Source organism: Chachezhania sediminis, assembly GCF_009765275.1.
Taxonomy (GTDB): Bacteria; Pseudomonadota; Alphaproteobacteria; order Rhodobacterales; family Rhodobacteraceae; genus Chachezhania; species Chachezhania sediminis.
This window is the reverse complement of sequence record NZ_VOPH01000007.1, coordinates 95667-108493: the sequence shown is the minus strand read 5'-3', so window position 1 is coordinate 108493 and position 12827 is coordinate 95667. Positions and strand designations below refer to the sequence as shown.

The following is a 12827-nucleotide window of genomic DNA, read 5'->3' as shown; positions in this document are numbered from 1 at the left end:
AGGCGGCGTCCGGATGCGCGCAGGTTCCTGCATACACAGGGCGGGGTTCACCCGCCGCCGCCCGAAAGGAATTGATTGTGAAGGACATGACCGCCCGGCGCCCCATCCCCCGCGCCATCAACTGGAACCGCCTTCAGGACGACAAGGACCTGGAGGTCTGGAACCGTCTGACTGTGAACTTCTGGCTGCCGGAAAAGGTGCCGCTGTCGAACGACGTGCAAAGCTGGGCGACGCTGCGCCCCGAGGAACGCGAACTGACCATCCGCGTCTTCACCGGGCTGACGCTTCTGGACACGATCCAGAACAGCGTCGGCGCGCCCGCCATGCTGGCCGATGCCCAGACACCGCACGAAGAGGCCGTCCTGACCAATATCGCCTTCATGGAGGCGGTCCATGCGCGGTCCTATTCCTCGATCTTCTCGACCCTCTGCCTGACGCGCGAGGTCGACGAGGCCTTCCGCTGGTCGGAAGAGGATCCGCACCTGCAGGCCAAGGCGCGGCTGATCCTGGACGAATACGGCGCCGATGCCGATCCGCTGAAACGCAAGATCGCCTCGGTCTTCCTGGAAAGCTTTCTGTTTTATTCCGGCTTCTATCTGCCGATGTACTGGTCCAGCCGCGCCAAGCTGACCAACACCGCCGACTTGATCCGCCTGATCATCCGCGACGAAGCGATCCACGGCTACTATATCGGCTACAAGTTCCAGCGCGCCGCCGAACGTCTGCCGCAGGCTGAGCGCGACGCATTGAAGGATTTCGCCTTCGCGCTGATGTTCGACCTCTACGAGATCGAGTCGCACTATACCGAGGAACTCTATGACGGGATCGGTCTGGCCGAGGACGTGAAGGCCTTCCTTCATTACAACGCCAACAAGGCGTTGCAGAACCTGGGTTTCGAGGCGCTGTTTCCGCCCGCGGCCTGCGAAGTGAACCCGGCGATCCTGGCCGCACTCAGCCCCGACAGCGAAAATCACGACTTCTTTTCGGGCTCGGGGTCGTCCTATGTCATCGGCAAGGCCGTGGCGACCGAGGACGAAGACTGGGATTTCTGACCCAGCGCCGGTTGGACCGTGGTTTGACTGGGACTGGGTCCTGGACCAGCCTCTTTCCACGGACAGGCTGCATCCGGACCCTGCTGCCTGCCGTGCCGGGACTGGACGAGGGCGCAGCGGCAAGGTTGGGCCTCGATGGTGACCGGGTCGACTGCACGGGCTTGCTTCTGGAACACGGCATACCCGGCGGACGGTGTGATCTCGGCCGCTACATCGCGCTGTTTTTCCGCATAGGTTGCCAGCGTCCTTCGAAATGCTGGCGGCCCCTGATCCGGGGCACAGGGCGGGGATTACCCCATCGCCTCGTCCGACGCGAAGCCGAAGCTCGATACGCCCCGTTCGCGCTCTGAAAAGACGAACGGACGGTTGATTGGCGGATAGGCCCTGGACGGGCAGTGCGGGCGTTCGCACAGATAGCAGTTCACCCCGATCTCGACGGGCAGCACAGCATCAAGGTCCAGATCCTGCGCATAGATCAGCCGTGGCGCATAGGCGATGTCGCATCCCAGCCCGATGGCGAAGGGCGCCGCCGGGTTGGCAAAGGTGCCCATCTGCCGCGTCACCGTCCGCGCGATCGAGAAATAGGTCGTCCCATCGGGCATTGCGATCACCTGGGTCTGCACCCGCTCGGGCGTCACGAAACAGGAATGGATGTTCCAGAGCGGGCAGGACCCGCCGAACTTCGAGAAATGGAAGCGCCCCGCGCTGAACCGTTTCGACACGTTCCCGGCGCGGTCCATGCGGACGAAGAAGAACGGCACGCCCCGCGCCTCGGGGCGCTGCAGTGTCGTCAGCCGGTGGGCGACCTGTTCGAAGCTGGTGCCGAAGCGCTGGCACAGAAGCTCGACATCGTAGCGTTCGCTTTCCGCGGCTTTCAGGAACCGGCGATAGGGCATCAGGAGAGCGGCGGCGAAGTAATTGGCGAAACTCGCGCGCGCCAGCGGCAGCGCGGCGCCGGAAAACCCGGCCGCCTGCGCTTCGTCCGCGATCAGGACATCGTATTCCAGACGGGCGATCTGCACGGCGATCTGGAAGCGGCGGCCGGGCTGGTCCAGCCGTTCCGACAGGTTCAGATGCCGCCGATGCGGGTCCAGCAGCCTCAGCTGCCCCGGCATCACATCCTGCGGCAGGATCCGCACGCGATAGCCATGCCGTTCCCGCAGCCGGTCATTCAGCACGATCTGTGGTTCGGTCCGCCAGATCTTCAACTCATCCGCCAGATCCTCGGCTGCGCGGTCCAGCGCGTCCACGTGATTGCGACGGGCATGGAAATGCGCGCGGACCTCGTCGACCGGGCGGGCAGTCTGTTCCAGAAGCTCGACCTTGTCGCGATCGGAAAAGGGATTTGCCTCGGAAATCGCGGCCATCGCCATGGCGCGGTACTTGTCATGAAGGCGCAGCAGCCCCCGCGCAAGCGCCGGCGAGGCATTCACGACCTCCTCCACCTCGGAGCGTGGAATGGACTCCGCAAACAGCGGATCCTTCAGCGCGGCCTCAAGATCCGCCTGCAGCTGCAGATCGCTGGCGCCCGCGATCTCTCCGGGCGAAAAATCGTAGACCTGACTGAGCCTGACCAGAAGCTTGGCGCTGACCGGCCGCTGGTTCGCCTCTATCAGCGTGACATAGGAGGCCGAGACCCCAAGGTCCTGTGCCATCTGCGCCTGGGTCAATCCCAGTGTGCGACGAAGCCGCTTCAACCGGGCTCCGATGATCAGTTTCTCGCCGCGTTCCGTCATTACAAACCTTACAGATGTGCAGGTCAAATCCTTACAAAGAATACATAATAACTCAATAATTACAATGCGATATTCAATTGTATAGGTGACATTACTAGCATCACACATGCCATCGAATCCAGCAGAAAGGCCGATGTGATGACCCTTGCCCAACCGATCTCTGCCGCGGCACCGGCTGCAAGCCTTCAACCCATGGTGCTGCGCGACGGGCCGGGCATCGACCGTGTGCTGACACCCGAGGCGCTGGCCTTCCTGGCCGCTCTGCAGGTGGAATTCGGACCGCGTCTGAATGCCCTGCGCACCGCACGGGCCGGCCGTCAGCACGGTTATGACACCGGATTTCTACCGGAATTCCTGGTGGAAACCGCCGATATCCGCAACGGCGCCTGGGAAGCAGCGCCCGTGCCAGATGTGCTGGCCGACCGCCGGGTCGAAATCACCGGCCCCGTCGACCGCAAGATGATGATCAATGCCCTGAACTCCGGCGCCAAGGTCTTCATGGCGGATTTCGAGGATGCCTCGGCCCCGCGCTTCGACATCATGATCGCGGGCCAGGTCAACATGCTCGACTATCGCGACGGCTGCCTGGCCTACGAGGATCCGAAAACCGGCAAGTCCTATGCGACGGGGGACGAGACGGCGGTGATGATCGTCCGTCCGCGCGGGCTGCACATGGACGAGGCGAACGTGATGCTGAACGGCAATCCTGTCGCGGCATCGCTCTTCGACTTCGGGCTGCATGCCTACCATAACGCCGTGGCGCTGGCGGAAACCGACCGCGGCCCATTCTATTACCTGCCGAAGCTGGAAAACCACCGCGAGGCGCGGTTGTGGAACGATATCTTCGTCTGCACGCAGGAAAGGCTGGGCATGCCCAATGCCACGATCAAGGCCACGGTCCTGATCGAGACGCTGCGCGCTTCCTTCGAGATGGACGAGATCGTCTGGGAGCTGCGCGATCACATCGCCGGTCTGAACTGCGGGCGATGGGACTACATCTTCAGCTATATCAAGTGCCTGCGGTCCCACGCGGCCTATATCCTGCCTGATCGTGCGCAAGTGACGATGGATCGTGCGTTTCTGGCCGCCTATTCGGCGCGTCTGGTCGACGTCTGCCACCGCCGAGGCATCCACGCGATGGGGGGCATGGCTGCGCAGATCCCGGTCAGGGGCGATGACGCGGCCAATGCCGCGGCCTTCGACAAGGTTCGGGCCGACAAGCTGCGCGAGGTGACGGCCGGTCACGACGGCACTTGGGTTGCCCACCCGGATCTGGTGCCCATCGCGATGGAGGTCTTCGACGCCCACATGCCGCGTGCCAACCAGATCCGCCAGCCGCGTCAGCATCCGCGGGTAACGCCGGACATGCTGCTGCATCCGCATGACGGTGCCGTGACCGAAGCGGGGTTGCGCGGCAATGTCTCGGTTGCCATCGAATACCTTGCGCAGTGGCTGCAGGGCCGTGGTGCCGTGCCGATTCACAACCTGATGGAAGATGCCGCCACGGCCGAGATCTCGCGCAGCCAGATCTGGCAGTGGATCCGCCATCGCGCCGAAGTTCGGCTGGACTCCGGCGGCATGCGGGTCGCCGATGCGGACTGGCTGGCCGAACTGATCCAGGCGGAAATCGGCGCCATCCTGGGGCGGCTGGGCATGCCCGGCTTTCACCGCGGCCGCTATGCCTCGGCCGCGCGGATCTTCCAGGAAGCGGTGCTGGCGGACACGCCCCCCGAATTCATCACAACACCCGCCTACGCGGTGCTGAACGCGCTCGACTGATGCTGCCCGTTCACATTGCTTCCCCTTTCGGCGGCCCGGAGATTCCGGGCGCGGCCTTTCATCTGCCAAGAAGGAGACCGATCATGGCTCAACCGAAAACCTATTCCGCGATCCGCGACGCGGTGATCGCCCGCTATCCGTCGGGCCAGGCCCCGGGCGGCGTGTCTGTCGACGACATCGTCCAGCTGAAGATCCAGAACACCTGGGACTCGCATCTGGACATCGCCCGTGACATGGCAACGGTGATGCGCGCGGACATGGCGGCCTATGACGCCGACACGTCCAAGTTCACGCAGTCGCTGGGCTGCTGGTCCGGTTTCCACGCCCAGCAGATGATCAAGGCAGTCAAGCGCATGCGCGGCACGGCCAAGGGAACCTATGTCTACCTTTCGGGCTGGATGGTTGCCGGTTTGCGAAATACCTGGGGCCACTTGCCGGACCAGTCGATGCACGAAAAGACTGCCGTCGCCGACCTTATCCGCGAGATCTATGTCTCGCTGCGGCAGGCCGACGAGGTCGAACTGAATGATCTATTCAAGGAACTGAAAACGGCCCCGGATGCCGCCGCCCGGGCCGACGTGATCGCGAAAATCGATGCCTATGAAACCCATGTCGTGCCGATCATCGCCGACATCGACGCGGGCTTCGGCAACGAACACGCGACCTATCTGCTGGCCAAGGAACTGATCAAGGCGGGCGCCTGCGCGCTGCAGATCGAAAACCAGGTCTCGGACGCCAAGCAGTGCGGCCACCAGGACGGCAAGGTCACCGTCCCGCGCGAGGATTTCATCGAAAAGCTGCGCGCTTGCCGCCTGGCCTTCGAGGAGTTGGATGTCAATGACGGCGTGATCGTGGCGCGGACCGACAGCCTTGGCGCGGGTCTGACGCAGAAGGTTCCGGTCAGTCAGGCGCCGGGCGATCATGCCTCGCAGTACATCAAGTGGTTGAAGACCGAACCGATCACCGAAGCCAACCCGATCCAGGAAGGGGAACTTGCGCTCTATCAGGGCGGCGAATTCGTGAAGCCGCTGCGCCTGCCGAACGGTCTCTTCCCGTTCAAGGAAGGCACCGGCCGGAACCGCGTGATCGAGGATTGCGTTGCGGTTCTGGAAAACGGCAATGCCGACCTGCTGTGGATCGAGACGGATACGCCGAACGTGGACGAGATCGCCTCGATGGTGAACGAGATCCGAAAGAAGGCGCCGCAGGCCAAGCTGACCTACAACAACTCGCCCAGCTTCAACTGGACGCTGAATCTGCGCAAGCAGGTCCGCGCCCAGTGGCTGGAAGAGGGCAGGATCGCGGCCGGCGACTATCCGGACGGCAACGAGCTGATGAAGCCCGATTTCGACGCGACCGAACTGGGGCAGGAGGCTGACGCCCGCCTGCGCGCGTTCCAGACCGACATCGCAGCGCGGGCCGGCGTGTTCCACAACCTGATCACGCTGCCGACCTTCCACCTGACCGCCAAGTCGGTGGACGAGCTGTCGCGCGGATATTTCGGTGAAGACAAGATGCTGGCCTATGTCGCCACCGTCCAGCGCGAGGAAATCCGCCGGGGGATCTCGGCCGTGAAGCATCAGCACGAGGTGGGCTCCGATCTGGGCGACACGTTCAAGGAAATGGTCGGCGGCGACCGTGCGCTGAAAGCGGGCGGCGAGGCCAACACCATGAACCAGTTCGCAGCCGAGTAGGCGGCGCAGCGCACCCCTGGTGCGACAAGCCGGTGCGCGGCCCCAACGGGCCGTGAAGCGTAAAAGCCCCGGAACCGGTTGGTTCCGGGGCCATGGCGATCCGGATATTCGGGAGGGACTACCTGGGGTTCGGGGCCAATCTGCCTGGCTGCCGAAAGGTCGCCGGGTATCGGGGCCGGAATGGGGTGCTGGCGAAAATCCGGCTGCCTGTCCGTGGCACGGATGCTCGTCCGGTCGCTGGTGACTGGCGCGCGACCTGCCACGAGCGAAGGCTGCATGTTCTGATGGGGGGCTGGCGCCAGGCTGGCTGCCTGTCTTGAAATGCCAGATAGGATGCCTGCACGCCGGCATCAAGAATAAGTATATAAAACAGATGGTTGATATATTTATCAGGATTTGAAGGCTGGTTTCTTCAGTCGGATTTCACATTCCGCAGGCCTGTCTCGGCAGCATAGGGAGAGAAGTTGGCCCGCTGGGGATCGGCCTGCACGCGGCGGCCGGTCATCGGGAAGGCACGTTGGGGGCAAGCCGGGCGTTCGCAGATCTTGCAGCCTGCGCCGATCGGCGTCGCCAGATCCGGCTGCCGCATATCGATCCCGCGCGAATAGACCAGCCGTTCAGCATGGGCCAGATCGCATCCCAGCGCGACAGAAAACCGTTTGACCGGCGCGCCATAACCGCCGGCGCCATGGCTGACCGTCCGCGCGATCCACAGATAGGACCGCCCGTCCGGCATCTGGGCGACCTGGGTCAGAACCTCTCCGGGCCGGGAAAAGGCCTCGTAGACATTCCACAAGGGACAGGAGCCGCCAATCCGGGAAAAGTGGAAATCGGTCGCCGACTGCCGCTTCGAGATGTTTCCGGCCCGGTCCACCCGGATGAAGAAGAACGGCACGCCCCGCGCATCGGGCCGCTGCAGGGTGGACAGGCGATGGCAGGTCGTCTCGAACCCAACGCCGAAGCGGCGGGACAGGAGTTCGATGTCGTAACGCTCGGCCTCGGCGGCCTCGAAGAAGGCGCGGTAGGGCAGGATCAGGGCGCCCGCGAAATAGTTGGCCAACCCGATCCGCAGCAGATTGCGCGCCTCGTCGCTGTCCATGCCGGCCTCGTCTGTCAGGCGGTCGATTTCCGCGCCATGTTCCAGAAGCCCGATCTGGGTTGCCATCTGGAAGGCGCGCTGCCCGGGCGACAGCCGCGCCGACAGGTGAAGGATGGCCGAAGCCGGGTCATGCCGGCGAAGGGTCGAGGCGTTGTTGTCCAGCGCCACTCGGATGCCGTGACGCCCGGCCAGGCGGTCGGCCAGGCCTTCGGCCATGCGACCGGGGCGCAGGCCGCGGCCGATGCTTTCGGCGGCATCGTCCAGCAGGGCAACATGGTTCCGTCGGTGATAGAAGTAATCCCTGACGGATTCGAAGGGGGCAAGGGTGGCGCCCATCTCGCCCGTGATGTGGCCGCTGACCAGATCCAGCCGTTCGGCCGTATCGCGCAGCTGCGACTTCATCGCGATGATGGCGCGGGCGACGCCCGGCATGCTGGCGGCGATCTCGCGGATCTCTGCCAGCGAGGCATCGGCCCTCTGATCCATCAGCGCCGCGCGCAGATCCGGGATCAGCCGCGCCTCTTCCGCTTCGGAAAACAGCTGCACATCGAGTCCGAAAACCGCGTTCAGTTTCAAAAGGACAGGTACCGTCAGCGGCCGCTGGTTACGCTCCATCTGGTTGAGATAGCTGGGTGACAGTTCCAGCGCGCGGGCCAGGGCCGCCTGGCTCAACCGGCGTTCTTCGCGCAGGCGACGCAGCCGGACGCCCATGAATGCCTTTTTCATCACCCGTCCTTTGCAAAATTCGCAACCCTTGCAAACGCCCTTCGCAAGACTACACATTTTCAGCAGTTTAGGGCCGATGCTGATCTGTGGAAAGGTCGTCCTGCCAATTTTGCGAACAGGCCGGAGCGATCGAAGCCGATGTCACAGCCAGTCACAGACCCGACCGTGACGGTCGAGATGATCTTTCCCGAACAGGCCAACCACTACGGGACACTGTTCGGGGGAAATGCCCTGTTGCTGCTGGCCAAGGCGGCCTTTGTCGCGGCGGTGCGGCGGGCTGGCGGCGCGGTGGTGATGGCCCGGTCCGACCGGGTGGCTTTCGCCACCCCGGTGAGGGTCGGGGAACTGTTGGAGTTGCACGCAAGCGTCACCCGCGTCGGCCGCAGTTCCATGACCGTCGCGGTCACGGGCGAGGCGCAGGACACCGGCACGGGCCAGCGCCGCAGGGTGCTGGAAGGCCTGTTCGAAATGGTCGCGGTGGACGAGGCCGGGCGACCCCGTCCCATCGTGAAGGACGTTCAAAGCAAGGAAGAAACGCATGAAGATGCATGAGGTGCGGACCTACAAGTCCGCCGAACAGTTGGCACGCGAAGACCAACTGGCGTGGAAGATGGCCGAGGTGGCCGCCGATCCGGTCGCGGTCGATGCCGACGTAACCGAGATGATCATCAACCGGGTGATCGACAACGCCGCGGTGGCCGCAGCCTCGGTCGCGCGGCGCCCGGTGGCGTCGGCCCGCGCGCAGGCCTTGTGCCATCCCTTTGCGCCGGGTGCGACCGTCTTCGGCATGGGCGACGGCACCCGCGTCAGCCCGGAATGGGCGGCCTGGGCCAATGGCACTGCCGTGCGCGAGCTGGATTTTCACGACACCTTCCTTGCCGCCGAATACTCGCACCCCGGCGACAACATCCCGCCGATTCTGGCCGTGGCGCAGCATTGCGGCCTGTCCGGCGCCGACCTGGTCCGCGGTCTGGCCACGGGCTATGAGATTCAGGTGGATCTGGTGAAGGGCATCTGCCTGCACGAACACAAGATCGACCACATCGCCCATCTGGGGCCATCGGCGGCGGCCGGCATCGGCGCCGCGCTGAAACTCCCGACCGAGGTGATCTATCAGGCGATTCAGCAAGCGCTGCATGTCACGACCACGACGCGGCAAAGCCGCAAGGGCGAGATTTCCAGCTGGAAGGCCTTTGCCCCGGCCTTCGCGGGCAAGATGGCGGTGGAGGCGGTCGACCGCGTGATGCGCGGCGAAGGTGCGCCCAGCCCGGCATGGGAGGGCGAGGATGGCTTCATCGCCCGGATACTTTCGGGGCCCGAGGCCGTCTATCACGTGCCGCTGCCCGGAAAGGGAGAGCCAAAGCGCGCGATCCTGGACACCTATACCAAGGAGCATTCGGCCGAGTATCAAAGCCAGGCCCTGATCGACCTTGCGCGGCGCATGGGTCCGTTGATCGGCGATCTTTCCAGGGTGAAGTCGATCCTGATCGAGACCTCGCACCACACCCACTATGTCATCGGCACCGGGGCGGGGGATCCGCAAAAGATGGACCCGAAGGCCAGCCGTGAAACGCTGGATCATTCGATCATGTACATCTTCGCGGTGGCCCTGGAAGACGGCGGCTGGCATCACGAGAAAAGCTATGCCCCGGAACGTGCCGGCCGGCCTGAAACGGTGGCGCTCTGGCACAAGATCTCGACTGCCGAGGACCCGGACTGGACCCGCCGCTATCACAGTCGCGATCCGAAGGAAAAAGCGTTCGGGGGGCGGGTGACCGTCACGCTGGACGACGGATCCAAGATCGTGGACGAGCTGGCGCTGGCCGATGCCCACCCGGACGGCGCGCGCCCCTTCGTGCGCGAACATTACGTCGGCAAGTTCCTGAGCCTGTCCGAAGGCGTCCTGACCGGTGCCGAACAGCAGCGATTCCTTGCCGCGGCTCAGGGCCTGGCCGACCTGGGGGCCGGGGATCTGGGACAGCTGAACTTCGCGGTGGACGCCGACAAGCTGGGGACCCCGCGGCCCCACGGCATTTTCGACTGGAGCTGAGGAGGACGAACCATGAACGGTTCCACAATGAAACCGAAGAAATCCGTGGCGCTTTCGGGCGTCACGGCAGGCAATACCGCGCTCTGCTCCGTCGGGCAGAGCGGGAACGACCTGCATTATCGCGGCTATGACATCCTGGACCTGGCCGAGGCCTGCGATTACGAGGAGGTGGCCTATCTGCTGATCCACGGCGCCCTGCCGACGCCGCCGGAACTGGCGGCCTACAAGGCCAGGCTGCGCGGCCTGCGCGGCCTGCCCAAGGCAGTGCGCGCTACGCTGGAGGCGATCCCGGCGGCGGCCCATCCGATGGACGTCCTGCGGTGCGGCGTGTCGGCGCTCGGCTGTACGCTGCCCGAGGCGTCGGATCACAACATCCCCGGCGCACGGGACATCGTCGACCGACTGATCGCCGTTCAGGGGTCGATGCTGCTTTATTGGTATCACTATGCCCAGAACGGACGCCGGATCGAGGTCGAGACCAACGACGACAGCATCGCCGGCCACTTCCTGCACCTGCTGCACGGCCACAAGCCGACCGAGGCACAGGTCCGCGCGATGCATGTCACGCTGAACCTCTATGCCGAGCACGAGTTCAATGCCTCGACCTTCACGGCGCGCTCCATTGCGGGCACGGGGTCTGACGTCTATTCAGCCGTCACCGGGGCCATCGGTGCCCTGCGTGGACCCAGGCATGGCGGCGCCAACGAAGTCGCCTTCGAGATCCAGAAGCGTTATGCCAGCCCGGACGAGGCCGAAGCCGACATCCGCGCCCGGATGGAGCGGAAAGAGGTTGTCATCGGCTTCGGTCATCCGGTCTATACCGTGTCCGACCCCCGCAATGTGGTAAGCAAGCGCGTGGCGCGCGCCTTGTCCGAGGCCGCGCGGTCGGCAAAGATGTTCGCCATCGCCGAGCGGATCGAGACTGTGATGATGGACGCCAAGAAGATGTTCCCGAACCTTGACTGGTATTCGGCCGTCTCCTACCACCTGCTGGGGGTGCCCACGGCGATGTTCACGCCGCTATTCGTGATCTCGCGCACCGCAGGCTGGGGCGCCCATGTGATCGAACAGCGCGAGGACAACAGGATCATCCGACCGTCCGCGAACTATACCGGGCCGGACAACCGGCCCTTCGTGCCGCTGGACAAGCGCGGCCTTTCCCTTTCTGCAGCGGCGGAGTGACCGGATGACGTATCTTGTTGCAGGGGATCTGCCCGGCGAATCTGCCGGGCGCCGGTTCCGCCGGATGTTGAACGAACCGGGCATCCTGCGGCTGCCCGGTGCCCATAATGGCCAGTCCGCACTGCAGGCCAAGGCCGCCGGTTTCGATGCGCTGTATCTGTCGGGGGCTGCAATGACCGCCTCGATGGGTCTGCCGGATCTGGGCATCATCACGGTGGACGACGTCTGTTTCTTCATTCGCCAGATCGTGCGGGCTTCGGGCCTGCCGCTGCTGGTCGATGGCGACACAGGCTATGGCGAGGCGCTGAACGTCATGCATATGGTCCGCAGCTTCGAAGAGGCCGGGGCCGGGGCGGTCCATTTGGAAGATCAGCTTCTGCCCAAGAAATGCGGGCATCTGAACGACAAGAAGCTGGCCCCGGCGTCCGACATGGCGGCCAAGGTCGCGGCGGCTGCCAGGGCATCGCGGGATCTGGTGGTGGTCGCGCGCACCGATGCCGCGGCCTCGGAAGGGATAGAAGGCGCCGTGGCGCGGGCGAAGCTTTATGTCGAGGCCGGGGCCGATGCGATCTTCCCCGAGGCGCTGACGGACGTGGAAATGTTCAAGGAAGTTCGCGCAGCGCTTCCCGGCGTCAGGCTTCTGGCAAACATGACCGAGTTCGGACGCACCCCGGCGCTGACCGCACAGGAGTTCCAGGAGCTGGGCTATGATATGGTGATCTGGCCGGTGTCGTCGCTTCGGGTGGCAAACCGGGCGCAGGAAAAGCTTTACGCGACGCTGGCCCGGGATGGGGCCACCACCGCCATGCTGCCCGAAATGCAGACGCGGGAAGAGCTTTACCAGACCATCGGCCTGAATGAATTCGAGGCGCTGGACCATACGATCGCGGCCTCGGTGGCGCCGGAATGGAACCCGCGCCGCGCCTGACCGGACAAGGGCAGGGCCGCTGCGCCCCTGCCAGCGAACCTGCCTCTCAGATCTCGCGCGACGCGCGCCGGATCCGGATGGATCACCGGATGAAAGCCAGGACGGAAGCCGCCGTCAGGATCGGCCCTTTCAGTTTCGGATCCAATATCGTTTGACGCGGCTTCGTTGCGAATGAGCCCCAAACCGAGTGTTGGTGCCGCCCCCGAAAGCTCTCAGGACCTATTCGCATTCCTGCCTTTGCAGGTCACTCCGGCCATCCCCCCGAGGCATGTTTGACCGATGGACAGGTGGCGGGGGATATGCCAAGCACATCCCCGATGGTGCCGGCCCGTAAAGGTCGGCTGAAAAGGGAACGCGGTGCGGGCAACTGCCCAAGGCCGCGACTGCCCCCGCAACTGTAAGCGGAGAGCGGTTCCGAGAAGCGCCACTGGGCATCCTGCCCGGGAAGGTTCGGATCCGCCGCGACCCGCAAGTCAGGAGACCTGCCATCTCCGGCGCGATGTTCGTGCCGCAGTCACCCTGACCCGGGCGGGGCGCTCCGGGGCGCAGAGGATCGAAGATGGACCATTCCTGTCCGACGA

At 64.4% G+C, this 12827-nt stretch carries 9 protein-coding genes and 1 riboswitch; of the genes, 7 read left to right on the top strand and 2 right to left on the bottom strand.

The features are described 5' to 3' along the window. Positions 1-86: 86 nt before the first annotated feature. Positions 87-1052 (top strand): class 1b ribonucleoside-diphosphate reductase subunit beta, encoded by a 966-nt coding sequence (nrdF, locus tag FQK05_RS19005; RefSeq protein ID WP_199252716.1) that lies wholly within the window; start codon positions 87-89, stop codon positions 1050-1052. 290 nt (positions 1053-1342) lie between these two features. On the opposite strand, the gene FQK05_RS19000 is transcribed toward nrdF, so the two are convergent. Next, positions 1343-2788 (bottom strand): helix-turn-helix domain-containing protein, encoded by a 1446-nt coding sequence (locus tag FQK05_RS19000; protein ID WP_158969839.1) that lies wholly within the window; start codon positions 2786-2788, stop codon positions 1343-1345. Positions 2789-2926: 138 nt separating this feature from the next. On the opposite strand from FQK05_RS19000, the gene aceB reads away from it, so the two are divergent. Continuing rightward, a complete protein-coding gene (gene aceB / locus FQK05_RS18995) occupies positions 2927-4567 on the top strand; it encodes a malate synthase A (RefSeq protein WP_158969837.1) in 1641 nt (546 codons plus the stop codon). Positions 4568-4650: 83 nt separating this feature from the next. Next, positions 4651-6261 (top strand): isocitrate lyase, encoded by a 1611-nt coding sequence (locus FQK05_RS18990; protein ID WP_158969835.1) that lies wholly within the window; start codon positions 4651-4653, stop codon positions 6259-6261. A 412-nt stretch (positions 6262-6673) separates the two neighbouring features. Here FQK05_RS18990 and FQK05_RS18985 read toward each other — a convergent pair whose 3' ends face one another. Next, complete coding sequence (locus FQK05_RS18985) at positions 6674-8086, bottom strand: short-chain fatty acyl-CoA regulator family protein (RefSeq protein ID WP_158969833.1); 1413 nt, start codon at positions 8084-8086, stop codon at positions 6674-6676. A 138-nt stretch (positions 8087-8224) separates the two neighbouring features. Here FQK05_RS18985 and FQK05_RS18980 point away from each other — a divergent pair, with 138 nt between their 5' ends. Genes FQK05_RS18980 through prpB form a run of 4 tightly spaced genes read left to right on the top strand, consistent with a single transcriptional unit; the run spans position 8225 to position 12246 of the window. Then, entirely contained in the window at positions 8225-8638 is a 414-nt protein-coding gene (locus FQK05_RS18980; RefSeq protein ID WP_158969831.1) for an acyl-CoA thioesterase, read from the top strand. Next, positions 8625-10136 carry an MmgE/PrpD family protein gene (locus FQK05_RS18975; RefSeq protein ID WP_158969829.1) on the top strand — a complete coding sequence of 504 codons (1512 nt, stop codon included), beginning with the start codon at positions 8625-8627 and terminating at the stop codon, positions 10134-10136. The genes FQK05_RS18980 and FQK05_RS18975 overlap by 14 nt, the downstream gene beginning before the upstream one ends. Before the next feature lie 12 nt (positions 10137-10148). Next, positions 10149-11318, top strand: coding sequence for a bifunctional 2-methylcitrate synthase/citrate synthase (prpC, locus tag FQK05_RS18970; protein WP_158969827.1), 1170 nt, complete (start codon positions 10149-10151; stop codon positions 11316-11318). Positions 11319-11322: 4 nt separating this feature from the next. Then, positions 11323-12246, top strand: coding sequence for a methylisocitrate lyase (prpB, locus tag FQK05_RS18965; RefSeq protein ID WP_158969825.1), 924 nt, complete (start codon positions 11323-11325; stop codon positions 12244-12246). 301 nt (positions 12247-12547) lie between these two features. After that, a riboswitch (cobalamin riboswitch) is annotated at positions 12548-12750 on the top strand. Positions 12751-12827: the final 77 nt, after the last annotated feature.